This window comes from Geobacter sulfurreducens PCA (assembly GCF_000007985.2).
Lineage (GTDB): Bacteria > Desulfobacterota > Desulfuromonadia > Geobacterales > Geobacteraceae > Geobacter > Geobacter sulfurreducens.
Genome location: NC_002939.5, coordinates 361407 through 385226, shown reverse-complemented (window position 1 = coordinate 385226; position 23820 = coordinate 361407). Strand labels below are relative to the sequence as shown.

Annotated in this window: 24 protein-coding genes; 5 read left to right on the top strand and 19 right to left on the bottom strand. The window is 53.7% G+C overall.

Going from position 1 to position 23820, the window contains the following annotated elements; translation table 11 throughout:
• The 17 genes from GS_RS01760 to GS_RS01680 all read right to left on the bottom strand — a co-directional run bounded on the left by GS_RS01760 (window position 1) and on the right by GS_RS01680 (window position 17366).
• Window positions 1–1191 carry a vWA domain-containing protein gene (locus GS_RS01760; RefSeq protein ID WP_010941022.1) on the bottom strand — a complete coding sequence of 397 codons (1191 nt, stop codon included), beginning with the start codon at window positions 1189–1191 and terminating at the stop codon, window positions 1–3.
• Window positions 1178–1624, bottom strand: coding sequence for a YqaA family protein (locus tag GS_RS01755; protein WP_010941021.1), 447 nt, complete (start codon window positions 1622–1624; stop codon window positions 1178–1180). Before GS_RS01755 ends, GS_RS01760 begins: the two co-directional genes overlap by 14 nt.
• A 138-nt stretch (window positions 1625–1762) precedes the next feature.
• On the bottom strand, window positions 1763–2278 hold the full coding sequence (gene tpx / locus GS_RS01750) for a thiol peroxidase (RefSeq protein ID WP_010941020.1): 516 nt from the start codon (window positions 2276–2278) through the stop codon (window positions 1763–1765).
• Between the two features lie 102 nt (window positions 2279–2380).
• Entirely contained in the window at window positions 2381–3835 is a 1455-nt protein-coding gene (locus GS_RS01745) for an NADH-quinone oxidoreductase subunit N (RefSeq protein WP_010941019.1), read from the bottom strand.
• A 34-nt stretch (window positions 3836–3869) separates the two neighbouring features.
• A complete protein-coding gene (locus GS_RS01740; protein ID WP_010941018.1) occupies window positions 3870–5438 on the bottom strand; it encodes an NADH-quinone oxidoreductase subunit M in 1569 nt (522 codons plus the stop codon).
• Between the two features lie 33 nt (window positions 5439–5471).
• A complete protein-coding gene (nuoL, locus tag GS_RS01735) occupies window positions 5472–7472 on the bottom strand; it encodes an NADH-quinone oxidoreductase subunit L (RefSeq protein WP_010941017.1) in 2001 nt (666 codons plus the stop codon).
• 53 nt (window positions 7473–7525) lie between these two features.
• Complete coding sequence (gene nuoK, locus GS_RS01730; RefSeq protein ID WP_010941016.1) at window positions 7526–7828, bottom strand: NADH-quinone oxidoreductase subunit NuoK; 303 nt, start codon at window positions 7826–7828, stop codon at window positions 7526–7528.
• 18 nt (window positions 7829–7846) lie between these two features.
• Window positions 7847–8350: an NADH-quinone oxidoreductase subunit J gene (locus GS_RS01725; protein ID WP_010941015.1), complete on the bottom strand. Its 504-nt coding sequence runs from the start codon at window positions 8348–8350 to the stop codon at window positions 7847–7849.
• A 10-nt stretch (window positions 8351–8360) separates the two neighbouring features.
• The gene (gene nuoI / locus GS_RS01720) at window positions 8361–8759 is read right to left on the bottom strand and encodes an NADH-quinone oxidoreductase subunit NuoI (RefSeq protein ID WP_010941014.1); all 399 of its coding nucleotides are present in this window, start codon (window positions 8757–8759) and stop codon (window positions 8361–8363) included.
• Window positions 8760–8780: 21 nt separating this feature from the next.
• Window positions 8781–9827 (bottom strand): NADH-quinone oxidoreductase subunit NuoH, encoded by a 1047-nt coding sequence (gene nuoH / locus GS_RS01715; protein ID WP_010941013.1) that lies wholly within the window; start codon window positions 9825–9827, stop codon window positions 8781–8783.
• 52 nt (window positions 9828–9879) lie between these two features.
• Window positions 9880–12360, bottom strand: a complete 2481-nt coding sequence (locus tag GS_RS01710; protein WP_010941012.1) for a molybdopterin-dependent oxidoreductase — start codon at window positions 12358–12360, stop codon at window positions 9880–9882.
• Between the two features lie 40 nt (window positions 12361–12400).
• Entirely contained in the window at window positions 12401–14176 is a 1776-nt protein-coding gene (gene nuoF, locus GS_RS01705) for an NADH-quinone oxidoreductase subunit NuoF (protein WP_010941011.1), read from the bottom strand.
• A 35-nt stretch (window positions 14177–14211) separates the two neighbouring features.
• Window positions 14212–14733, bottom strand: a complete 522-nt coding sequence (locus tag GS_RS01700; RefSeq protein ID WP_010941010.1) for a complex I 24 kDa subunit family protein — start codon at window positions 14731–14733, stop codon at window positions 14212–14214.
• 27 nt (window positions 14734–14760) lie between these two features.
• Window positions 14761–15933, bottom strand: coding sequence for an NADH dehydrogenase (quinone) subunit D (gene nuoD / locus GS_RS01695; protein ID WP_010941009.1), 1173 nt, complete (start codon window positions 15931–15933; stop codon window positions 14761–14763).
• A 52-nt stretch (window positions 15934–15985) separates the two neighbouring features.
• Complete coding sequence (locus tag GS_RS01690; protein ID WP_010941008.1) at window positions 15986–16474, bottom strand: NADH-quinone oxidoreductase subunit C; 489 nt, start codon at window positions 16472–16474, stop codon at window positions 15986–15988.
• A 32-nt stretch (window positions 16475–16506) separates the two neighbouring features.
• Window positions 16507–17019: an NADH-quinone oxidoreductase subunit B gene (locus tag GS_RS01685; protein ID WP_010941007.1), complete on the bottom strand. Its 513-nt coding sequence runs from the start codon at window positions 17017–17019 to the stop codon at window positions 16507–16509.
• A complete protein-coding gene (locus tag GS_RS01680; protein WP_010941006.1) occupies window positions 17010–17366 on the bottom strand; it encodes an NADH-quinone oxidoreductase subunit A in 357 nt (118 codons plus the stop codon). The genes GS_RS01685 and GS_RS01680 overlap by 10 nt, the downstream gene beginning before the upstream one ends.
• Before the next feature lie 306 nt (window positions 17367–17672).
• Here GS_RS01680 and hemL point away from each other — a divergent pair, with 306 nt between their 5' ends.
• The 5 genes from hemL to atpE all read left to right on the top strand — a co-directional run bounded on the left by hemL (window position 17673) and on the right by atpE (window position 20685).
• Complete coding sequence (gene hemL / locus GS_RS01675) at window positions 17673–18956, top strand: glutamate-1-semialdehyde 2,1-aminomutase (RefSeq protein WP_010941005.1); 1284 nt, start codon at window positions 17673–17675, stop codon at window positions 18954–18956.
• A gap of 96 nt (window positions 18957–19052) precedes the next feature.
• Window positions 19053–19298 (top strand): AtpZ/AtpI family protein, encoded by a 246-nt coding sequence (locus tag GS_RS01670; protein WP_010941004.1) that lies wholly within the window; start codon window positions 19053–19055, stop codon window positions 19296–19298.
• Complete coding sequence (locus GS_RS01665; protein WP_010941003.1) at window positions 19270–19656, top strand: ATP synthase subunit I; 387 nt, start codon at window positions 19270–19272, stop codon at window positions 19654–19656. Before GS_RS01670 ends, GS_RS01665 begins: the two co-directional genes overlap by 29 nt.
• Window positions 19657–19660: 4 nt before the next feature.
• The gene (locus GS_RS01660; protein ID WP_010941002.1) at window positions 19661–20350 is read left to right on the top strand and encodes a F0F1 ATP synthase subunit A; all 690 of its coding nucleotides are present in this window, start codon (window positions 19661–19663) and stop codon (window positions 20348–20350) included.
• Window positions 20351–20409: 59 nt separating this feature from the next.
• A complete protein-coding gene (gene atpE / locus GS_RS01655) occupies window positions 20410–20685 on the top strand; it encodes an ATP synthase F0 subunit C (protein ID WP_010941001.1) in 276 nt (91 codons plus the stop codon).
• Between the two features lie 77 nt (window positions 20686–20762).
• Here the strand turns inward: atpE and GS_RS01650 are convergent, their stop codons facing one another.
• Both GS_RS01650 and GS_RS01645 read right to left on the bottom strand, forming a co-directional pair.
• Window positions 20763–22253: a leucyl aminopeptidase gene (locus GS_RS01650; RefSeq protein WP_010941000.1), complete on the bottom strand. Its 1491-nt coding sequence runs from the start codon at window positions 22251–22253 to the stop codon at window positions 20763–20765.
• A gap of 75 nt (window positions 22254–22328) precedes the next feature.
• Window positions 22329–23723, bottom strand: coding sequence for a DegQ family serine endoprotease (locus GS_RS01645; protein WP_010940999.1), 1395 nt, complete (start codon window positions 23721–23723; stop codon window positions 22329–22331).
• Between the last annotated feature and the right edge of the window lie 97 nt (window positions 23724–23820).

The following is a 23820-nucleotide window of genomic DNA, read 5'->3' as shown; positions in this document are numbered from 1 at the left end:
TCATACCTCCAGCCTCAATTCCACCCCCCAGGGGACGGGTTTCTCCCCTGCCCGCGTCAGCACCCACAGGGTGGGGAACTCCATCTGTTCGGGGGCGGGCCCGACCCCATCGGTCAGGTAGATGACTGCTGCGGGACGGGGAATCATTGTCCGTGCATGTTCAAAGACAGGACGAAGATCCGTGAATCCACCGCCGTAGTAAGCCTCAGTCAAGCCCAGCGCTCCCCTGAAGCTCTCCATTTGCTGTATCCGGCTGTTGGCGTAGAGAACGGTTACCTGTGCATCACGACCGCGGGATATCCGGACTAACTCCCGGGCAAATGCCTCCCGGAGCTCCACGGTGTCGGTGGATTCGCTCACATCGATCCCGACCAGCAGATTTAACCGCCTTCGCTTGCGGATACCAGGCGTCATGTGAACGAAGCGCCGGTGCTCTTTCAGCCAACTCGTTTCACGGCCGGTACGTCCAGCAGCCGCAACGAACTGCCGCAGGACCTGCTGCCACGGAATCGGTGAGGGTGCAAGCATTCCCTCTATAACACGGCGGATATCGGCAGGCACGTGGCCATCGGCCTGTCGCCAGGCCTCACGCACCATGCCGCGCACCACCTCCTCAGCGAGTCGAAACGGAGTCGAGTCAGCTTCTTCCCAGGCACTGTGGTCGTCAACCGTAGTGACGTTCAGGTCCCGGTCGCAGCCATCCCCAGTTGCACCGCCTTCGTCCCGACTTGCTCGTCCTGTACCCTGCCCTTCCAAGCTTCCGGCATCGAACGGGTTGGAGAGCAGGCTGTAATACTCTTCGGCAGCCAGACCATCGTCGGCGGAGAAATGAACAGGAAGGGGCGCATCGGCGGGCAGATGTTCAATGGACGGGTTAATTGCCAAATCGCAGGCCACATCCCAATCATGGCCGTTACGCCCTTTTCGTCGCACCATGTGTAGGTGAATGACATGTCTGACGCAATGCTCGAGCAACCCTTCTCTGATTGCAGGAGACTCGGCTTCGAGCCGGTGAGGATTCACCATCAAGACCGGGACACCGTCCCGAAACGTTACCCCCAAGGGAAAAGTCCCGGGCCGCTGCTCACGACGCATCGCTAACAGAAATTGACCATAGAAGGGACGACGCTTCAACAGGCGTACAATGGTGTTTTCGAGTTCCCGATGGGCTGAAGCTTCAGTTGACTGCATGGACCGTCACCCAAGCAATGAACGAGTAGCGTGCGAGTTTTCCGATTCCAACCAACAGTACGAACCGGCCGAACCCCACTCTCAATATCCCTCCTACCAGACAAAGGGGATCTCCGAGTATCGGAAGCCATGACAGAAGAAGCGACCAGTAACCGTACCGACGATAGAACTGCTCTGCTCTACGCTCAGCGTCCTCCGATATCCGAAGGATCCGCCGTACCAGATACACGCCCCCCCACATCCCGACGGCCCAGGTGGTGCAAGCGCCGAGAATGTTGCCGACAGTTGCCGTAGTTGTAACAGCCAGCGGGTTGTAATCCTGGGTCAGCAGAGCGACCAGTAACCACTCGGAACCGACAGGGATGAGGGTGGCTGCAAGGAAACTCACCACAAATAAGACAATCAGGCCGTCAGCGGCAAGTTGTTGTTCCATGGTACGACATTAGCGGAAGGCGCCGATCAATGTCAAAGACTATCCTCCCAGCCCTAATGCTACCATCCTTCGGTTTAATCCGCGGCGGAGAGCTTCAACCCGGCAGTGCCCGTCCTCTGCCGGGTTGAAGGAATACCATCACAGCATGGCACGCACTGAATCAAGGACCGCTGCATAGTCGGGCTCGGAAGTGACCTCCGGCACATGCTGAAGGTAACGGATCACTCCATTACCGTCCACCACGAACACCGAACGAGACAAGAGCATTAGCTCCTTGATAAGCACCCCGTAGGCGAGGCCAAACGAGCGATCCCGGTAATCAGAAAGAGTGACCACGCGGTCAATGCCGGCGGCACCACACCAGCGCTTCTGAGCAAATGGCAGATCAAGACTGATGGTCAGGAGTACGACATTTGCAGGCAACGATGCAGCCTCCTGGTTGAAACGCCGTGTCTCTGCATCGCAGACCGGCGTATCGAGCGAAGGTACGGCACTGATGATCTTAATTGCTGCACCGAAATCGCTGAGGGATCTCACCGTGAGCGACGTGTCGACCGCGGTGAACGCGGGAGCCTGATCCCCGACCTTGAGTTGCGGCCCCAATAACGTCATGGGATTGCCCTTGAATGTGATAATTCCAGTTCGTTCCTCCATGGGTCTCCTCCTTGTGAATAATAGTGTTATATCAAGTCTAACAGACTTGAACAAAAAAAAGCCCCTCCTCGGAGGGGCTTTTTTCAAAGGTTCATGCCGTTATTAAAGCAGGACGGCTTTTTGGGCAAGTTCGAGAAGATACGAAGGAACCACACCGGGAATGATGACGCCTACCACGGCAATCAGAATGCAGAGCATGACTGCCGGGGAAAGGGTCATCCAATCAAATTCCTCAGTCGGATTCTTCATGTACATGTAAACCATAACTCTGAGGTAGTAGTAGACAGAGGCGGCACTGTTCAGCACACCGATGATGGCGAGCCAGATGTAACCGGCCTTGATAGCGCCCGAGAAGAGATAAAACTTACCGATGAATCCAGCCGTAGGGGGCATGCCTGCCAAGGAAAACAGGAAGATCGCCATGGCCAGCGCCAGGACCGGATGCTTTGTGGCAAAACCAGCGTAGTCTGCGACATTGTTATTTTCCTCACCCTTCTTGCCCACAAGGATGATGATTGCAAAGGCTCCGATGTTCATGAACGCATAGGAAAGCATATAGAACAGGATACCGGCTGCTCCTTCAGCGTTTCCGGCGGTGAAACCGACAAGTGCGTAGCCGGCGTGGGCAATGGACGAGTAGGCAAGCATCCTTTTGATATTATCCTGATTGAGTGCAATCAGGTTGCCGATTGTCATGGTAAGTACTGCAAGGACCCACAGCAGGTCAGACCAGTCGGCCTTGAGGGTAGGGAATGCCACTATCAGGACCCTCATGAAAGCGGCAAAACCGGCTGCTTTAGGACCAGCGGACATGAAGGCAGTCATCGGAGTCGGAGCACCTTCATAGACGTCAGGAGTCCACATGTGGAAGGGAGCCGCTGCAATCTTGAACGCGAACCCAGACGCCATGAGAAGCATGCCGATATAGAACATCGGCGATTGGGCTACCATGCCGTTGGCAGCTACAAACTCAGCAATTTTAGGGATTTTCGTGGTACCGGTAGCACCATAGGTCAATGCCATGCCATAGAGAAGGAAACCGGTCGAAAACGCGCCGAGAAGGAAGTATTTGAGCCCTGCCTCATTCGATTTGAGATTGGCCCGATTGAATCCTGCAAGGACATACAACGAAACTGACAGTACTTCAAGACCGAGGAACACCGTCATGAGATCCGTTCCGGATGCCATGAGCATCATTCCCATGGTAGCGAAGAGAATCAGAGGATAGAGTTCTCCCTGGTTACACCCTTCGCGCTTCATGTAATGATCGGAGATTAGAATCGTCAGCCCGGCCGAGAGCAGGAATATCCCTTTGAAGAAGAGAGCGAAGTTGTCCTGCACAACAGAGCCGCTGAATGAGTCGAGTGGTACTCCCCATCCCCCGACGATTGATACGCCAGCTGCGATGATGCCTACGAGGCTCAGGTATCCCAGATAGGCCTTCTGCTCACTCGGTACAAACACATTCACGAGAAGCAGCGCCATGCCAAAGACCGAAAGTATGATCTCGGGCATGATGGGTGCGAGGTTAATGACTGGGAGTACGATTGTTTCCATCTAATATCCCTCCGGTGGCTATTCTGAGACGGATTTACTTATGTTCTGCAGGCACAACAGCAGCTGCAGGCATGACCTGGGGAGCAGCAGGCACGGTCTCCACCTGAGCAACGGCACCCTGCTGCTTGGTCTTCACATGAACAATGAGTTTCTCAAGTGAAGGACTCATCTTCTCAATGAAAGGAGTGGGATATACACCCATCACGAAGATCAGAACGAGTAGCGGAAGCATGATCCCGACTTCACGTGCATTCAGATCACACAAGGTCTGGTTCTTTGGGTTTGTGAGCTCCCCGAACATAACGCGCTGGAACATCCAGAGCATGTAAACGGCTGCCAGAATAACACCACTTGTACCGATTACAGCATACCAACGAAGCTCACTTTCAAACGCACCGAGAAGAACAAGGAATTCCCCTACGAAACCGTTCGTGCCGGGTAGACCGATCGAGGAAAGCGTGACGATCATAAATATCGTAGCGAACACCGGCATTTGCTTGGCGAGCCCTCCGAAATCCGTGATCAGTCGAGTGTGGCGGCGCTCATAAATAAAGCCAACGATGAGGAACAGTGCGCCGGTTGAGACACCGTGGTTGAGCATTTGCAGCATTCCACCGGAAAGTCCTTGAAGATTCAGTGCGAACACACCCAGCATAACGTAGCCCAGGTGAGCAACAGATGAGTACGCTACAAGCTTCTTGACATCTTCTTGGACCATTGCAACAAGGGCAGCGTATATGATGCCAATAACCGAAAGCGTAGCAATGAGGGGGGTGAATTTATCGGTTGCGTCGGGGAAGAGCGGCATTGCAAAACGAACGAAACCGTAAGTCCCCATCTTCAGGAGCACTGCAGCCAGAATGACCGAGCCGGCCGTCGGCGCTTCGGTGTGAGCATCCGGAAGCCACGTGTGGAGAGGGAACATAGGCACTTTGATGGCAAATGCCAGGGCAAAGGCCAAGAACATCCAGACTTGTGTTGCCGGATCAAGAGTTACTTCATAGAACCTGAGCACGTTGAAGTCTCCAGCCCCTGCCTTGAAGTAGAGGGTAACCAGAGCGACCAGCATGAGCATGGAGCCAACCATCGTGTAGATGAAGAATTTGACTGCAGCATAAATCTTATTTTTACCACCCCAGATCCCGATGATGAAATACATCGGTATGAGCATCACTTCCCAGAAGATGTAGAACAGGAAGAGATCAAGCGACACGAAAGCTCCAAGCATTCCCACTTCAAGCAGCAAGAGGCAGATCATGTACTCCTTGACCTTCTCTTCTACCGCTGTCCAGGTAGAGAGGATGGCGATCGGCATGATAAATGTCGTGAGGAGAACGAGCCAGAGACTGATACCATCGATTGCAACGTGATAGTTCATCTGGAACGGACCCGCAGCTATCCACGGCATTTTCTCCACGAACTGGAAGTCGGCGTTACTCTGGAATCCAGTAACCAGAGGTATCGACACGACAAAGGTCACCAGAGAGACCAGCAAGGCGAGCATCCTGTGCACCGAGTGGCTCTGCTTGGGGACGAAGAAGAGCAGTACGACCCCCAGGAGTGGAAGAAAGGTCATCACGCTGATTAACGGAAACTGGCTCATGAACTCTGCTCCTTTAGTCCTAGTAATACTTTGTTAGCGGAAGAGGTAAAACGCTACGATCACCACCACGCCAACAGCCATGGAGAAGGCATAGTTGTGCACGTAACCGGTCTGGGTGTTCCGAAGAACACTCCCGAATCCTTTCACAACAGCGGCAACTCCATTGACCATACCATCGACGACTACAACGTCGAATCCTTTCCACAGGAAATTGCCGAGAGCCTTGCACGGATTAACGAAGAGGAAATCATAGAGCTCATCCACGTACCACTTATTGTATACAGCCCTGTGGAGCGCCGGGAACGCGGCTGTAAACTTTGCGGGCAGTGACGGAGACATCACATAGAGGACATAGGCAATCGATATACCCACCAGTGCAATGAGTACCGACAGTCCCATGAGTCCAAACTCAAGTGCGTGGCTGTGATGTGCTTCACCATGCCCTTGCAGCTGCTGCTGCATGAACTCGTGGGACCCAACAAAGACAGGCTCAAGATAGTGCTCAAGGTAGTTGGGCAGCATGCCCAGAACCTTGGGCATCCCCACATAGCCTCCAACTACGGCGAGTATGCCAAGGACAATAAGAGGGAACGTTATAACAAAGGGTGACTCATGGAGATGATCCTTGGCCTTCGGGTTAATCCGGCACTCGCCAGTGAACGTCATGAACACCAAGCGGAACATGTAGAAGGCTGTGAACCCTGCGGCAACGGCACCAGTACCCCACAGAATCATATTGAGACTGCCATGCAGGGGGTTGGCAAACGCTTGCCAGAGAATCTCGTCCTTTGAGAAGAAGCCGGAGAAGCCGGGAATACCTGCAATAGCAATGGTTGAAGCAAGGAATGTCAGGAAGGTAATCGGCATGGCCTTGCGCAGACCGCCCATGTTGCGCATGTCTTGCGGGTCATCATGAGAGTGCGCATGATGGAGTGCATGGTGCATTGCATGGATAACCGAACCGGAACCAAGGAACAGACATGCCTTGAAAAAGGCGTGGGTCATGAGGTGGAAGATACCTGCAGTGAATGCACCAACGCCCATTGCAAGGAACATGAACCCGAGCTGAGAAACCGTGGAGTATGCCAGAACTCGCTTGATATCATTCTGAGCCGTACCGATGGTCGCGGCGAAAATCGCGGTTGCCGCACCGATAATTGCAACAATCATCATTGTTTCATGCGATCTGATGTACACGAAATTCAGGCGGCCAATCATGTACACACCCGCAGTAACCATTGTTGCGGCATGGATGAGGGCTGATACGGGTGTGGGACCCTCCATGGCGTCGGGAAGCCATGTATAGAGGGGTATCTGTGCAGATTTGCCGGTGGCTCCCAGGAAGAAGCAGAGCGTGATTACCGTAACTATCCCACCTACGGGCAGCAAGTGTGCATTAGCGGAAAGCTCACGGAAGTTGATGGTCCATACATTATGGTTCTGGCCAAGATACCAGAACAGCGTAAATGTACCGAGAAGGAAGCCAAAATCACCGACCCGGTTCATCACGAATGCTTTTTTGCCAGCATCACCAGCGGATTTTTTATGGAAGTAGTAACCGATGAGCAGATAGGAACAGAGACCGACACCTTCCCAACCGACAAACATCAGGAGCAGGTTACTGCCCAGGACCAGCAAAAGCATGGAGAACGTGAAGAGGTTCAGGTAAGTAAAGTACCGGTAAAACCCTTCTTCGCCGTGCATGTAGCCTATGGAGTAAACGTGAATCAGGAAACCGACACCGGTTACCACCATGATCATAAGTGTCGAGAGCGGGTCGATGAGGAAACCAATGTCAGTCTTAAATGTACCGGCAGCGATCCATGTGAAGAGGGACTTCTCAAAGAACCTCTCCTCCACAGGGAGTGAAAGCAACTGAATGAGAATTCCGCACGACACGAGAAATGAACAGAACACCATCAGTGCGCCAATGCCACCAATGACCTTCTCGTTCTTGATTGATTTCCCAAATAGGCCATTAATAATGACACCGATCAGGGGAAACAGGGGTATCAGCCATACGTACTCGAACATTCCTGACTCCTTTTATAGCGAGAAATTCAGAATTCTTATATCTGCTCTCTCGGCTACAGCTTCATGAGCTTGACATCTTCTACGTCTATGGACTCACGGTTTTTGTAGAACGCGATCATGAGCGCCAGACCCACAGCAGCTTCGGCAGCTGCCACAGTCATGACAAAGAAGACAAAAATTTGCCCATCGATATTGCCGAGATGCCTTGAGAGTGCGATGAATGTCAGGTTTACAGCATTCAACATCATCTCGACACACATAAATATAACTATTGCATTACGCCTGACGAGAACACCAATGGTGCCGATCGAAAACAGTATTGCGCTTACTATCAGGTAGCTGTGCAAGGATACCATGTGCTTCACCCCTGTCGGTTAGATTTTTTTCTTAGTCAGTATTACGGCACCAATTATGGCAACAAGCAACAGTATGGATGTCACCTCAAAAGGCAAAAGGAAATCCGTGTAGAGTGCTTTGCCGATAATTTCAGTGTGCCCGATCCGATGTATCAGTTCAGGGCTGATCTCACCCTTGTTGCCAGTGAGAGAGCTCCGATTGAGTACATAGAACAGCTGAACAAGCGTAAATATACCGACCAGCGAGCCGAGAAGCACGGTGTGAGAGGAGCGTCTCCCGGCCTCAGTCCGCACGTTGAGAAGCATTATGACGAAGACAATTAGCACCATAATGGCCCCAGCGTAGACGATCACCTGAATGGCCGCCATGAACGGAGCGTCGAGCATCACGTAGAAGGTGGCAAGACAGAAGAACGTCAGGATAAGGGAGAGCGCGCTGTTGATCGGGTTCTTGCAGGTGATGACCAGTATGCTGGCCAGTACAGCAACCGCTGCCACGATCGTGAAGAAGAACGTTTCCATTGCTGCTCCTTTATTTCTTTTCTAAGAGTCTCTCTTTGACAAAGATGAAGTCTTCACGCTTATAGTTTGCAAGTTCAAACTGGCCAGTCATCTTCAGAGCATCTACAGGACAGGCTTCAACGCAGTAACCACAGAAGATGCACCTCAGCATGTCGATCTCATAGCGTTCTGCATACTTGTCATGAGTTGCGTCTTCGCCAGCCTCAACCGTTATGCACTTCGCCGGGCAGACTGTCGGGCAAAGGTAACACGCTACGCACTTTGCTTTATCGTGCGATACCTTCAGCGCATGAAGACCGCGGAAGTTAGGGGATGGAGTCGGTCGCTCATCAGGGTACTGGAGCGTTACCGGCTTCATGAACATATGCTTTAACGTGATTTTGAGTCCATTAATTAACGGCATTATCATGGCTGTGACCTCGTAGTGGAGTTACGATTGGAGCGACACTACTATACCCGTGACAATAATATTCACCAAGGTAAGCGGGAGGAAGACCTTCCAACCCAAACGCATCAGTTGATCGTACCGGTAGCGCGGATAGGTCGCCCGAATCCACATGCAGACAAAAATCAGGAAGTAGACCTTGGCGATGAACCATGCCCACCCGGGAAGGAAGGCCGGACCATGCCATCCACCGAGGAAAAGAGTGGTTGTCACAGCGCAGACGGTCACCATGTTCGCATATTCTGCCATAAAGAACATCGCGTACTTCATACTTGAATATTCAGTGCAGAAGCCTGATACCAGCTCCGTTTCCGCCTCAGGCAGGTCGAACGGCGTCCGGTTGATTTCTGCGAGAGAGCAGATGAAGAAGAGAATGAAGGCGAGCGGCTGTTTGAAACAGTACCATGCTCCATTAGCCTGGTCGGCTACGATCTTCTGCAACGAGAGTGACTCGGAAAGCATGAAGACCGATATAATCGCCAACCCTGCAGCCAATTCGTAGGAGATCATCTGCGCCGACGATCTCAGTCCACCGAGGAGAGAGTACTTGCTGTTAGAAGACCACCCCGCCAGAACGATTCCATAGACACCGATGGACGCAAGTGCGAGGATATACAGCACTCCGACGTTCATGTCGACTACCTGTCCTGAGACAGTGTCATAGTAGCCGGCAATCTGCAGGGGAATTTTGTATCCAGCCACTTCAATAGTTTCACCGAAGGGGATGACGGCAAATCCAATAAAGGCCGGAACCAACGCAATGATCGGCGCAATCAGAAACGCAAACTTATCCGCTTGGCTGGGGACAATCTCTTCCTTGAAGAAAAGCTTAAGGCCGTCAGCAATCGGCTGCAGAAGCCCATGCCAGCCCGTTCGCATTGGTCCAAGCCGCACCTGCATGTGGCCGATGATCTTCCGCTCTGCGTAGGTTGCATATGCAACGGTGAGCAGGACGAACACGAATACCACAAGGACCTTTGCTACCATGGAGATGTAGTAGATCATTGGCAGTCCGAACAGTTCGTATCCCATGTGTTCCTCTTCCTCTTCTGTCTTTTGTTAGGAAACTGGTGGCTATTACCTGCTACTTACTGATAGTTATCCACGTAATAGCCGTGGCGCCCGTCAGCGAATTGATTGATGCTTCTGCAAAATGGTACGGTGCGAACGCGACCCCTTGCGGCAAGCGAGTGCCGACCTTGGCCTTGAGACGAAGTTCGCCTGTAGCCGACTTCATTGTTACCGCATCACCCTCGGTTATAGAGAGTTTTGCGGCGTCGTCCTTGTTAAGCTCCAGATACCCTTCCGGACAGACCAACATCGGTCCTTCACCATAAAGTGACAGTGTACCGGAGTGGTTCAGGGCACTCCCCGTCAGGAGTGCGAACTTCCCTGCCTCAGTTGTCACAGTGCTGGTCGCAACCGGGACAAAAGACGCCGTGCAGTTGTTGACTCTGACGGCACCAGCATCCCCTAGACCTTCAAGAGTCAGACCCGCATAGCCGGGTGTGGCCGCGGCAAGATCAGCGAATGCTTCCTTTTGGCTGGTATAGGCTGCCTGACCGGTCAGCTTTGCATGGAGCATGTTAAGGATGTCAAAATCACTGCGGCAGTCGCCAAGAGGGGTAATTGCTCTATTGACGCGTTGGACAGCCCCACCGAGACTTGTAAACGTTCCGTCCTTTTCTGCGAAGGAGCAGGCGGGAAGTACAACGTCGGCTTTAGATGCTGTTTCCGTGAGGAACAGATCCTGAACAACAAGAAACTCAACCGCGTCGAGGGCTGCTTCAACCTGCTTACGGTTAGGGTAGGAAACCACCGGATTCTCTCCTACCACATACAACGTTTTGATGCTGCCGGCTGAGCACCCAGCCAGGATTGCCTGTGCGTTCAACCCATTAGCGGTCGGATGAATCCCGAGATCTGCTGCGCCTTGGCTATTGTTCTTCTCGCCCATGATCAGAACACCGCAGCCTTCCTTACCCACGCGACCGGTAAGAAGCGCGAGATTAATGAGTGCTTGGGCAAGGGCCTTCCCATGCCCCGGGTACCCCATCCCGAGAGGAAGCATGATCAGAGCCTTACCGGCTGCTGCGTACTCACGCGCCACTGCCTTGATGGTGTCCGCAGCAATACCACACTGACCAGCTGCTTGGTCAGGTGTACAGCTCTCAATACTCTTAAGCCATGCGTCAAACCCCTTGATGGCTCCGACGCTGGAGGCATCATGAAGTCCTTCATCAACTATCGTCTTGGCGAGTGCGTTAACGAGCACCAACTCTGCGCCGGGGGTGTGGACATACGTCTGAGCGCCGGGAAGCCGAGAAAGCTTACCCTTCTTGTCAGAAAGAATACGGAGCGCTACGCCTTGGCGCTTGACTGCTAGGTTGACTTCAAAGCCAATAACAGGGTGCGTTTCGTACGCATCCGTCTTGATAACCAGAAGAAGCTCGCTCTTCTGAATGTCGGCGATGACCGACGGCGATCCGGGGAATCCAAGGCTCTCCCTCGCGCCAGCAGTGAGAGCCTCATGTGCGTAGCCGCCGGAATGGTCGAGGTTGTCGCTCCCGACAGCATCCTTAACAACTCGCTTCAGAAGGTAAAGCTCTTCGTTGGTAAGACGAGGGGTGACCAATGTGGCTGCGGCATCTTTAGAAGTCTTGAGCCGGTCGGCAACCATGCCCAACGCCTCATCCCAGCTTGCGGGCTGGAGCGTATCGCCCTTTCTGATAAGCGGAGTGGTCAGGCGCTTGGAACTGTTAACAAACTGATATCCCCACCGGCCACGAGTGCAGAGCTGGCCGTTGTGAAATCCCTGATTTTCATCATAGATGGTGGTAAGGACCTTGTTGTCTTTGACACCAAGCGTCAACTGGCAGCCAGTCCCGCAGTAGGAGCAAACGGTCTTTACCTTATTCAGTGCCCACCAGCGCGCTTTGAACTTAAACGGACGGCTAATCAGCGCACCAACGGGACAAACCGAGACACACGAACCGCAGAACTCGCAGTTGAGCGGACCATCGAATTCGGTGCCGATTTTTGCTTCTATACCGCGATTGATAAAGGAATATGCACCAAACGACACGATCTCGTCACAAATCCGCGCGCATTTCCCACAATGAACGCAACGGTTCATGTCCCGCTCGATAAGCGGGTTCACGTAGTCGATCTTCCAGTTGAACTTCTCGTCAGTAAAGCGGTTTGTATCTACGCCGTATTCATAAGTCAGATTCTGGAGATCGCAATCCCCAGCGGCATCACAGACAGGACAGTCTATGGGGTGCTTGAGCAGGAGCAGTTCAAGGACCATTTTCCGAGCCTTGACGATCTCGTCGGTCATGGTCCGGACTATCATGCCCTCCGTAACGGGCGTTGTACAAGCCGGGATCTGGCGACCCTTCATCTGCTCGACTTCGACTAGGCACATGCGGCACCCGCCGAAGGGGTGCAGCTTCTTGTCGTGGCAGAGTATGGGAATTCTGATTCCTGCCTGTTTGGCGGCATCAAATATGGTAGCGTCTTTCGGTACCGTTACCTGCTTGTCATCGATTGTAAGAGTTACCATCTCGACCTCTGTCTCCCTCGGATGTATGACTTACAGCTCGCTACTCGATGGCCATGAACCGGCAGGCGTCGTAGCAGGATTTGCATTTGGTGCATTTCTCTTTATCTAGGATTGCAATTTGCCCCTTCTCCCAGATAATTGCGTCAACAGGGCATGCCTTGAAGCAGGCTCCGCACTTAACGCACTTTTCCTCGACTACTTGCCACAACAGAAGCTCTTTACAGCAGTTCGACGGGCAACGCCGATCATTGATATGCGCTTCATACTCCTCACGGAAATACTTGATCGTGGAGAGGATCGGGTTGGGTGCTGTCTGGCCCAGACCGCAGAGTGAGGCCTTTTTGATGGTGCTCCCCATCTCAAGCAGTGTCTCAATGTCACCAGCTTGGCCTCTTCCTTCGGTGATGCGTTCGAGGATGTCCAACATCGCCTTGAGTCCAATGCGGCACGGAACGCATTTACCGCATGATTCCATCCGCGTGAAGGTAAGGAAGAAGCGTGCTACGTCGACCATGCAGGTAGTTTCGTCCATGACGACGAGACCACCGGAGCCCATCATGGCACCGGCCTTGATAAGCGAGTCATAATCAACCGGTGTATCGAGAACTTCTGAGGGAATACATCCGCCTGATGGTCCACCTGCCTGAACTGCTTTGAACTTCCGGTTGTTGGCGATGCCGCCGCAAACGTTATAGATAACTTCGCGCACGCTCATACCCGCCGGGACTTCCACAAGTCCCGTGTGCTTTACTTTACCGGTGACCGCGAAGATCTTTGTCCCTTTTGTGGTATCAGTACCGAGAGATGCGTACCAGTCAGCACCCTTCAGGATGATGTGACGCACGTTGGCGAACGTCTCAACGTTGTTAATGTTGGTAGGCTTCCCCCACAGACCTTTGACAGCGGGGAACGGCGGACGAGGGCGAGGCATTCCCCGCTCGCCTTCGATCGAAGCCATGAGCGCGGTTTCCTCACCGCACACAAAGGCCCCCGCACCCTTCTTGATCCGAAGGTCGAAGTCGAATCCCCAGCCCATGACGTTCTTGCCGAGGTAGCCCTTTTCGTAGCAAACATCGAGAGCCTTCTGCAGACGCTCAATAGCAAGTGGGTACTCTGCCCGTACGTACACATAGCCAGCAGTACAGCCGATTGCGTATGCCGCTATCATCATTCCTTCAATGATGCAGTAAGGGTCACCCTCGAGAATCGACCGGTCCATGAAAGCACCGGGGTCACCTTCGTCCGCATTGCAGATGACATACTTCAGTTTGCCGGGCGTCGCAGCACAGAAAGACCACTTCATGCCCGTCGGGAAGCCACCGCCCCCTCTACCTCGAAGTCCAGACTTCTTGACTTCGTCGATAACTGCAGCGGGAGTCATTTCCTTAACGCATTTTTCAATTGCCTTGAAGCCGTCCTCTTCTAGATACGCATCGAGACTTTCCGGGTCGATCTGACCGCACCCGGTCATAACAACCCTCATCTGCTGGTCTACGAACGTGTTGTAGTACGGTTTTGCTTTGCGCTTCTCAAGGGGGGTCCGGTTGACGATATGCTCGGCCACAATCTTTTCGACTTCTTCTGGCAGAACGAAATCGTAAGTTACACGCCCAAGCTCGGGATCTACAATATCCACAAGAACATCGTTTGCACACAGGCCGCGACAGCCGGTCTTGATGACGTCACATCGTTTGCCGACGGTGGCATCGACGCCCTTTTCACCGATAACACGGAGGAACTCCGCCTCAACCTTTTTAGCACCCGCTGAGACACCACCGGTCCCCTGACAGATCAGAATCTTTATCGCTTCGCCCATAACGCTCTATCCTCTGATGTGAATGGTTGGGTCTGTTACTTCATCGGTCTCTGATTGTATTCGGCAATAATTTCTTCGACCTTTTGTACCGTCATCTTGCCGAACGTGTCATCGTTAACCATTGCCAGCGGGGCCATACCACAAGCACCAAGACAGGCAACCTTTTCAAATGTGTAGCGGAGGTCGGGTGTTGTCTCAGCGTGACCAATCCCCAACTTCTCAAAGAACGTGTCCACGATTCGCGGAGCGCCCTGGACGTGACAGGCCGTTCCGACGCACACCCGGATGATGAAGCGGCCGCGGGGCTTGAGGTGGAACTGAGCATAGAACGTAAGTACGCCGAAAATCTGACTGGGATACACGTTGAGTCTCTCGGCAACCAAATCGATGGTGGGCCGGGGGACGTATCCATACTCATCCTGAATGCCTTGCAGCACCGGCATGAGGTTACCGGGCAGGGTCAGGTACTTGTCGATCACATGGTTGGCTGGCCCGAGGTCTATTTCCTCAACGGGCACTTCCTCTGTGGTTGTAGCTTCGGCCGGAGCGTTACTCATTACTCCCTCTCCTTTATCGCAGTGGCATTACCGGTCGATTTCACCAAGCACGATATCCAAGGTCCCGATGACTGCAACCAAGTCGGCAATCATCGATCCCTTAGCCATCTTCTCGATAGCCCCCAAGTTTACAAATGAAGGAGGTCTTATTCTCATCCGGTATGGCTTGGGGCCACCGTCGCTGACGATGTAGTAACCAAGCTCTCCTTTGGGAGCTTCCACCGACTGGTACACCTCACCTTCTGGCACAGGGAAACCTTCGCTGGCTATCTTGAAGTGGTGAATGAGGCCTTCGATAGAGTTGTAAACATTCTCCTTCGGCGGGTAGGTGACCTGCGGATTGTCAGCCAGCACGGGCCCAGGCTTGAGCGAGTCGAGTGCTTGGCGGATGATATTGACCGCTTCGCGCATTTCAATGAGCCTGACCTTGTAGCGGTCAAAGGTGTCACACTTCTCACCGACAGGAACCTTGAACGAGTACTTCTCGTAGCCACTGTAAGGATTGTCACGACGCAAATCCCAATCAACGCCCGAGCCGCGGAGTGCAGGACCGGTTATCCCGTAGTCGACGGCATCCTCAGCCGATATCACGCCATTGCCAACAGTACGGTTGACCCAGATGGTGTTTTTGGTAAGAAGGCCTTCGTAGGTATCGAAGTGACCGGGGAATGTGTCGATGACTTCCCGCACATCCTTTTCGAACCCGTCATAAACATCGGATGAAAGTCCACCGACCCTGAAGTAGTTGCTGGTCATCCGTGCACCGGATATCTTTTCATAGAGACTCATGATCATCTCACGCTCACGGAAAGCGTAGATGAAGACTGTCATCGCTCCGATATCAAGTGCGTGGCAGGCAATCCAGACCAAATGGGATTTGAGACGGGTGAGCTCAGCCATGATGACGCGAATTGTCTGAGCGCGCTCAGGAATCTCAATACCCAAAAGCTTTTCAACCGCCAACACATAGCCGAGGTTATTGCTCATCGGCGCCAAGTAGTCGAGACGGTCAGTTAGAGGTATGGTCTGGTGATAGGTACGATGCTCGGAGAGCTTCTCCACTCCCCGATGCAGATATCCGATATGCGGAGTAATCTTCTGGATAACCTCTCCATCAAGTTCGATGACCATCCGCAGAACGCCGTGCGTACTCGGGTGCTGCGGTCCCATATTGACTGTCATTATCTCAGTGCTAGCCATTTGTGCGCCTCTGTATCCCTGTGGAGTTATTTTCTCTCAGCAAGCCGATAAATCAGGAAAGCCGGCCCTTGTAGGGCTCACGATCAGGCCCCTGCAGGGGATAATCCTTGCGGAGCGGGTGGCCGACCCAGTCGTCGGTCATCAGGATACGACGCAGGTCAGGGTGGTTGTTGAATTGCACACCCATGAGGTCGTACACTTCACGCTCCAGCCAATTAGCTGAGTTCCAGACACATGACACCGTATCGATCGAACAGTCGGCATCAGGCACGCCAGCCTTGAGTCTGAGCCGATCCTTATTGGGAATCGAATACAGGTTATACACCACCATGAAGCGCGGCTCCTGCTTCCCAAGATAGTCAACAGCCGTCACGTCTGTGCAGAGGTTGTACTGTAACGACTCTTTCAGGAAACGGCAGATATCCACGACCTTCTCACGTGCCACCGTAACCGTAACCTCGCCGCGGAATTCCCTTACATCAAGGATTGACGCGGCAAATTTTTCCTTAAGTTTTATAACTGCACGATTGTTCTCAGCCATCACCGTTCGTTCCCCTTACTTAAGTGAGATGGTCACGCTGCGGACTCAAGGCGCTCGCCGAGCCCTATGGTCGAGCCAAACGAGTTCTTGTCCTTCATAATCTTGTCCTGCAGTTTAAGCAGACCGTACAGCAAAGCCTCGGGACGAGGCGGACAGCCAGGAATATAGACGTCCACCGGCAGCGCAGTGTCAATACCCTGAACAACACTATACGTGTCAAACACCCCACCGGAACAGGCACAGGCCCCCATTGCGACAACCCACTTAGGCTCCGGCATCTGCTCATAGACCGTCTTAATTACCGGCAGCATCTTCTTGGTGACGGTTCCGGCAATAATAATACAGTCCGACTGCCGGGGTGACGCCCGGAATATGATACCAAACCGGTCGAGGTCGTTATGGGAAGCCCCCGTGGCCATCATCTCGATGGCGCAACAAGCAAGACCAAAGGTCATGGGCCAGATGGAGGACTTCCTCGCCCAGTTCACGAGACTGTCCAGGGACGTGGTGATGAAGTTATCTCCCAGCGGCTGATCTACTCCCATTCCAGAGCTCCTTTTTTCCAGACATAGATGTAACCGACAAAAAGAATGACGATGAACAGACCCATCTCGACAACGCCAAATATCCCAAGCCGCTTAAACAGAACCGACCAGGGATACATAAATACAGCTTCAATATCAAAGAGAATAAACAGCATGGCAATAATGTAGAACTTTACCGAGAAGCGTTCCCGGGCAGAGCCGACCGGTTCACAGCCACACTCGTAAGGGGCAAGCTTCACCGCACTCGGCTTCTTCTGCCCTATCAGCGACGAGAAGGTTAATGAAGCCAGACCAAATATGACCGCTACCGCTACCAGGACAATGATTGGCAGGTATACACCCAGCATTTCCAATCCCTCCACTCTTCTTTGGGGTTGTCTTTCTACCGCGTTTCGAACTCTAGTTGCAGTTATGAAGCCGCTTTACCAGCTTGCGTATACTGTATACAATTTTGGTGGAAATTATGCCATTTAAAAAACTTTGTCAAGAAAAAAAAATTCTAATTTAACCGGGCGATTTTTCAGTATTCATGCGAATCGGCACCCTTTTGGCCACCTCTCAAATCGGCCATTTTACCCCTTGACACCAACACACCAAACATGCTAATAACCCATTAATTTTTCATCACATTTTCACACCCAAGGAAATCGCCAATGCTCACAGCTCGCTCGAAGGATCTTTTCACGCAAGCCCAGGAATTCATTCCCGGTGGAGTAAACAGTCCCGTACGCGCCTTCAAGTCAGTGGGCGCCGACCCTCTTTTCATTAAAAAAGCGTTTGGTTGCACAATTACTGACGCCGACAACAACAGTTATATCGATTACGTCGGCTCCTGGGGCCCCATGATTCTCGGCCACTGCCACCCCCAGGTTGTCGAAGCCGTAAAGCGGGCCGTCGAAAGTGGCAGCAGCTTTGGCGCCCCCACGGAGCTGGAAATCACCCTTGCCCGAATGGTCATCGACGCGGTGCCCTCAATCGAGATGGTTCGTATGGTCAGCTCCGGAACAGAGGCGACCATGAGTGCCATTCGGCTTGCCCGCGGCTACACCGGCCGGGATAAAATCATCAAATTCTCAGGCTGCTATCATGGCCATGCCGACGCACTCCTGGTGAAGGCTGGCTCAGGGGCTGCCACGTTTGGGGTGCCCGATTCGCCGGGAGTTCCCGTCGATGTGGCAAAAAACACGCTCACTGCTCAGTTCAACGATCTTGATTCGGTTTCGAAGCTTATTGATGAGAACAAGAATGAGATCGCGTGCATCATTGTCGAGCCTATTGCCGGTAATATGGGCACCGTTCCGCCGGGTGAAGGTTTTCTCGAAGGGCTCCGCTCCATCTGCGACAGCGAGGGAATTGTCCTCATTTTCGACGAGGTAATGACCGGCTTCCGTGTTGCCTATGGTGGAGCTCAGGAACTTTACGGTGTAACTCCCGACATGACCACCCTCGGCAAGATCATCGGCGGTGGGCTTCCCGTCGGCGCCTTCGGCGGCAAAAAGGACATCATGAAGCTTCTCTCCCCGTCCGGAGGCGTTTATCAGGCGGGCACGCTGTCGGGCAACCCCCTCGCCATGACAGCTGGTATCGAGACCCTCAAACTGCTTCAGGCAGACGGGTTCTATGAGCAACTGGAGCAAACGAGCCGCCGCCTTGCCGAGGGCATCACCGAGGCGGCCAAATCCGCCGGGTACCCCATCTATCCGACCCGCGTCGGCAGCATGTTCTGCACCTTTTTCACCAGCAACGAGGTCAAGGACTGGCCCACGGCCACAACCTGCGACACAAAGGCATTCGCCGCTTTTTTCAGAATGATGCTCGAGAAGGGGATCTATCTGGCTCCTTCGCAGTTTGAAACGGCCTTCGTCTCGATCGCCCACACCGAGGTGGAAATCGAGAAGACGATTGTTGCGGCCCGCTCATGCTTTGCCGCTCTCTAACGTCAGTCGACCATTTTGATGATTGACAGGCAAGTCCGGGATGTGGTAAGTGATTTTGGTTTGCGGCCCCCCCGGGCAGCCTCACACTAACCGCCGATGAACGACGACAAACGAAGACTCATTCAAACGCTCGGTCTCGTTTCGAGCATGGGAATATCGGTGGCGTTGGCCATCATCATCGGGGTGCTGATCGGCAGACAGCTTGACAAGTGGCTGGGAACTCACCCGTGGTTTTTCTTTATTTTTCTGTTCTTTGGTATCGCTGCGGGGTTTCGAAATATTTACATCATTGCCGGAAGAGCAATTAAAAAAGATGACGGCGACAAGGATTCACGAGAATAATCTCCTCACAGCCGTCGTCGTTGGTAGCTGGCTGCTTCTGGCCATCATGACGGCCGCCGGGTATCTGTTTGGATCTGTTCAATTTGCCGGTGGTATTCTCGCCGGCGGTATCCTGGCACTGGCAAACTACTACTGGCTGTTTCGCATCATCAGGCGTGCTCTGGGGCTTGATGCGCATCAGGCCGCACGCTTTGCCCAATTGCGTTATCTGCTGCGTTTCGCCATTCTGGCGTTTGTAATTTACCTGCTGGTGGTCCACGCGGGTATTGAGGTCTTGGGTCTCACCCTCGGCCTCTCGTTGCTCGTAATTGTCATAACCGCTCTCGCGATTTACATGTTCGTCACCAAAGGAGATTAGTCCCATGGTTCATCCGCTTCTATTCCTGCAGTTCTTCAGGAAACTCCTCGAGCCGCTTCACATCTCTGAAGCGGGTGCAGACGCCATTGCCTACACGTGGCTCATTATTGTCTGCCTGCTTATCGTGTCCCTCATCGCCACAAAAGCACTCAAGGCCGTGCCGACCGGAATGCAGAACTTCATGGAAGTCGTGATCGGCGGCATTGAAAACATGGTAGAGGAGACCATGGGCGAAAAGGGAAAGCCGTATTTCCCGCTCATTGCTACCTTGGCACTCTTTGTTCTCGTTTCAAACCTTATCGGCCTGATTCCCGGTTTCTTTCCCCCCACTGCAAACCTCAACACGACGGCAGCCTGTGCTGTAATTGTCTTCCTTTCGACACACATTGTCGGCATCAAAAAGCATGGTTTCCACTATCTCCAACACTTCATGGGACCGATCTGGTGGCTGGCCCCCCTGATGTTCTTCATTGAGATCATCGGGCACCTGAGCCGCCCTCTTTCCCTCTCGCTCCGTCTTTTCGGCAACATGAATGGTCACGAGCTGGTGCTCATGATTTTTTTCGCCCTGGCCCCCTTCCTTGTTCCCCTGCCGATGATGCTTATGGGCGTCCTGGTGTCATTCATCCAGGCATTTGTTTTCATGCTTCTCGCTATGATCTATATCCAAGGTTCGCTTGAGGAAGCACACTAATCTGCTTACACGAATCCTATACCGTTTAGGATACAACACACCAAAGGGAGGTAGTAACAATGGAATTTTTCACGATGTGCATGCTGGCAGCTGGCTTCGGTATGGCAATTGGTGCTTTCGGTACCGGTATCGGCCAAGGTCTCGCGGTTAAGAACGCCGTTGAGGGCGTTTCCCGCAACCCCGGCGCTTCCGGCAAGATCCTCACCACCATGATGATCGGTCTGGCCATGATCGAGTCCCTCGCCATCTACGTTCTCGTCGTGTGCCTCATCATCCTCTTCGCTAACCCCTACAAGGATGTGGCCATCGAGCTTGCCAAGGCTGTCGTTAAGTAAGGACAGTCCTTCCGTCGAGACAAAAAGGGTGGGGCCTGACGGCTCCACCCTTTTTTCATCCGTTATCCCTGATTTGACTACCGTACGGTTGCCTTCAGATACTCGACCAGCAGCCGCACCCCGACACCGGTGGCACCTTTCGGCTGATACGGCCGCCCCTTTTCCTCCCACGCGGTGCCGGCGATATCAACATGAGCCCACCGGCTCTTGCCCACGAAACGCTGCAGGAACCATGCAGCGGTAATGGTTCCTGCGTGGGGGCCACCCGCGTTTTTCAGGTCAGCCACATCACTTTTCATAATCTCGCCATACTCGTCCCACAAGGGCAGTTCCCATAAACGTTCGCCCGTCGCCTCCCCTGCCCTGCGGAGCAGCTTGACAAGGGCGGCGTCATTTCCCATGACTCCCGATACGGCACTCCCGAGCGCCACAAGGCAGGCTCCCGTCAGGGTTGCAAGATCGATTACCGCGGCAGGCTTGAAGCGCTGAGCATAAAACAGGGCATCGCTGAGTATCATTCGACCCTCGGCGTCAGTATTTACGATTTCCACGGTTTGACCGGACATGGTCCGGACGATGTCGCCCGGTTTGTACGCCCCTCCCCCGGGCAGGTTTTCAGCTGCCGGGATGAGCCCGATGACGTTCACCGGCAGTCGTAGCCCCGCCACGGCCATCACAGCCCCCATAACGGCCGCTGCGCCTGCCATGTCGTCTTTCATCCGCTCCATGCCCTCGCGGGGTTTGAGCGATATACCACCCGAGTCGAACGTGATCCCCTTTCCTACCAGGACCGTGGGGCGCTTATCCGCACTTCCTCCTCGATATTCGAGAACAATGAAACGGGGAAGCTGATGCGATCCCTTGGCAACTGAGAGGATTCCCTCCATGCCCTGACGCTCCATCTCGTCACGGTCGAGGACCGTACAGGCAATGCCGAGGCGGGCCGAAAACTCAAGGGCCTTCTCCGCCAGAAAGAGGGGAGTAGCCACGTTGCCGGGCTGAGAAACGAGATCGCGGGCAAAGGAGACAGCCTCACAGATAGTTGCATCAGCTGCGAGCAGACGTTCGGCATCGGCAGTATCCGTCCCCGGCTCAAAGAGATTGACTAGTTCCGTCACGGGGACCGTAGTGCCCGGCTTCGTTTTGTAGATATCGAAGGAATAATCCCCAAGGGACAATCCTTGGGCAATATCTGCTACTGACGTGGGAGGGACACCAGCAGCCCGATGCACGACAGAGGCGGCACGGGTGACGCCGGCACCTTTCAAGGCTTTTACGGCGCTCCCTCCCACTTGGCGCAGCCGATCAGAAGTCAGCGCACCGGAGTTGCCGAGCCCCACAAGAACAATGCGCTCAGCAGGGAGCCGCCCCAGCGTATGAAGAATCGTAACCCGATTCAGCTCTCCGGTAATCTCGCGGCTTTGAACAAGCGACGCAATGGCACCCTGGAGAAGCTGGTCGATACGTGCCAGAAGGGAGTCCTCCAAGGGGTTGTCTTCACGGCAGCCAACCAGCAGCGCCGCACAGGGAAACGCTGTATAATCGGCAGCCTCTACTGAAATAACCATAGGATATCTCCTTGTAATCAATAAAGAAGGGGCATGTCCGCAGACATGCCCCTTCTTCTGAAGTATGAAGCCAGGCTATTCGACCCGGATTGCCAGGAAGTGGTTGCCACCGCCGCGGCGCAGCAGAAAGCGGACTACGTCTCCCTTCTTCACGGCTCGGATCGCTGTTTCGTAATCCGCCATAGTAGTAATGGAACGCCCTCCTATCTCCCGAACGATATCGCCCGGCAGGATTCCCGCTTCCTCGGCCAGACTGCCAGACTTGACACCCGTGACAACGACGCCCTGAGTCTCCTTAAGCCCCATCCGCGCGGCAAGATCGCGTGTCAGCTCCCTGACTGCCATGCCAAGTTTATCTTCACCATTCTTCTGATCTGACTCATCGCCCGTATCCGCCAAGCGCCCGACAGATACTTCGACATCCTGCATCTTGCCATCACGCAGCACCTTGACCAATGCGGCCTTCCCCACAGGGGTGGCGGCTACGATACGCGGGAGCTCGTTCATTTCCCGGATTTTCTTACCGTCGAATTCAAGCACGATATCCCCGCTCTTGAGTCCGGCCTTGGCGGCGGGGCCATCCTTCACCACGTCGGCGATGAGCGCACCCCGCTCTCCCTCAAGGCCAAACGAGCGGGCCAGATCGGGAGTTATGGGCTGAACCGTCACCCCAAGCCAGCCGCGGATGACCTTTCCCTTTTCCTCGAGCTGGGGAATGACATCTTTGGCCATGTTGATGGGGATGGCAAACCCGATTCCCTGACCGCCGGCGATGATGGCGGTATTGATGCCGATGACTTTTCCTTCGGCGCTGAAAAGGGGGCCTCCCGAGTTACCGGGGTTAATGGAGGCATCGGTCTGGATGAAATCGTCATAGGGCCCGCTGCCGATGACGCGACCGGTGGCGCTGACGATTCCGGCGGTAACGGTCTGGGCAAGGCCGAACGGATTGCCGATCGCCATCACCCACTCGCCCACTTTGATTTCATCGCTGTTGCCGAGAATCGCAACGGGGAGTTGATCTTTGGACTCAATCTTGATGAGGGCCAGGTCGAGTTTTTCGTCGGCGCCCTTCAATTCCGCCTTGAACTCGCGGCCGTCGGAGAGGCGCACCTTGATCTCGTCGGCACCGGCAACCACATGGTTATTGGTGATGATAAAGCCCTGATCACTGATGATGAACCCGGAGCCGAGACTCCGTTCCCGTTGCTGACGGCGAGGTGCCTCGTCAAAAAAGCGATCGAAGAAATCATGGAACGGGTCATTGAAGGGAGAGGGTTGGCGACGGGGGCGAGCTGTCTGGGCCGGATTCTTTGATGTACTGATGTTGACGACGGTTGGCTTCAGCTTTTCGGCAAGTGTGACAAAATCGGGAGCCATGACTTTGGCTGGGACTTCTCCCGCCGACAACGCCATCAGGCAGATAACGGTGAGCATGGTCTTAAGGAACCGCAAGGACACCATTTTCATACGGACCTCCTCAGTAAAATTGACCCGATAAATGTAATAATCGAGGGGTTGTTTGTCAACCAGAGGGCGGCTAAACCCCTTGCAGATGCCGCACCAG

Bases quoted from the DNA above. Each gene is read 5' to 3' on its own strand.
- GS_RS01645 (WP_010940999.1), bottom strand. From the start codon at position 23,723: ATGAAAATGGTGTCCTTGCGGTTCCTTAAGACCATGCTCACCGTTATC.
- nuoK (WP_010941016.1), bottom strand. From the start codon at position 7,828: ATGGTATCCTTGCACAGCTACCTGATAGTAAGCGCAATACTGTTTTCG.
- nuoD (WP_010941009.1), bottom strand. From the start codon at position 15,933: ATGGCTAGCACTGAGATAATGACAGTCAATATGGGACCGCAGCACCCG.
- GS_RS01665 (WP_010941003.1), top strand. From the start codon at position 19,270: ATGACGGCGACAAGGATTCACGAGAATAATCTCCTCACAGCCGTCGTC.
- GS_RS01700 (WP_010941010.1), bottom strand. From the start codon at position 14,733: ATGAGTAACGCTCCGGCCGAAGCTACAACCACAGAGGAAGTGCCCGTT.
- tpx (WP_010941020.1), bottom strand. From the start codon at position 2,278: ATGGAGGAACGAACTGGAATTATCACATTCAAGGGCAATCCCATGACG.
- nuoH (WP_010941013.1), bottom strand. From the start codon at position 9,827: ATGGGATACGAACTGTTCGGACTGCCAATGATCTACTACATCTCCATG.
- GS_RS01760 (WP_010941022.1), bottom strand. From the start codon at position 1,191: ATGCAGTCAACTGAAGCTTCAGCCCATCGGGAACTCGAAAACACCATT.
- GS_RS01725 (WP_010941015.1), bottom strand. From the start codon at position 8,350: ATGGAAACGTTCTTCTTCACGATCGTGGCAGCGGTTGCTGTACTGGCC.
- GS_RS01740 (WP_010941018.1), bottom strand. From the start codon at position 5,438: ATGAGCCAGTTTCCGTTAATCAGCGTGATGACCTTTCTTCCACTCCTG.
- GS_RS01710 (WP_010941012.1), bottom strand. From the start codon at position 12,360: ATGGTAACTCTTACAATCGATGACAAGCAGGTAACGGTACCGAAAGAC.
- nuoL (WP_010941017.1), bottom strand. From the start codon at position 7,472: ATGTTCGAGTACGTATGGCTGATACCCCTGTTTCCCCTGATCGGTGTC.
- atpE (WP_010941001.1), top strand. From the start codon at position 20,410: ATGGAATTTTTCACGATGTGCATGCTGGCAGCTGGCTTCGGTATGGCA.
- nuoF (WP_010941011.1), bottom strand. From the start codon at position 14,176: ATGGGCGAAGCGATAAAGATTCTGATCTGTCAGGGGACCGGTGGTGTC.
- nuoI (WP_010941014.1), bottom strand. From the start codon at position 8,759: ATGATAATGCCGTTAATTAATGGACTCAAAATCACGTTAAAGCATATG.
- GS_RS01685 (WP_010941007.1), bottom strand. From the start codon at position 17,019: ATGGGAGTAGATCAGCCGCTGGGAGATAACTTCATCACCACGTCCCTG.
- GS_RS01755 (WP_010941021.1), bottom strand. From the start codon at position 1,624: ATGGAACAACAACTTGCCGCTGACGGCCTGATTGTCTTATTTGTGGTG.
- GS_RS01680 (WP_010941006.1), bottom strand. From the start codon at position 17,366: ATGCTGGGTGTATACCTGCCAATCATTGTCCTGGTAGCGGTAGCGGTC.
- GS_RS01745 (WP_010941019.1), bottom strand. From the start codon at position 3,835: ATGGAAACAATCGTACTCCCAGTCATTAACCTCGCACCCATCATGCCC.
- GS_RS01650 (WP_010941000.1), bottom strand. From the start codon at position 22,253: ATGGTTATTTCAGTAGAGGCTGCCGATTATACAGCGTTTCCCTGTGCG.
- GS_RS01660 (WP_010941002.1), top strand. From the start codon at position 19,661: ATGGTTCATCCGCTTCTATTCCTGCAGTTCTTCAGGAAACTCCTCGAG.
- hemL (WP_010941005.1), top strand. From the start codon at position 17,673: ATGCTCACAGCTCGCTCGAAGGATCTTTTCACGCAAGCCCAGGAATTC.
- GS_RS01690 (WP_010941008.1), bottom strand. From the start codon at position 16,474: ATGGCTGAGAACAATCGTGCAGTTATAAAACTTAAGGAAAAATTTGCC.
- GS_RS01670 (WP_010941004.1), top strand. From the start codon at position 19,053: ATGAACGACGACAAACGAAGACTCATTCAAACGCTCGGTCTCGTTTCG.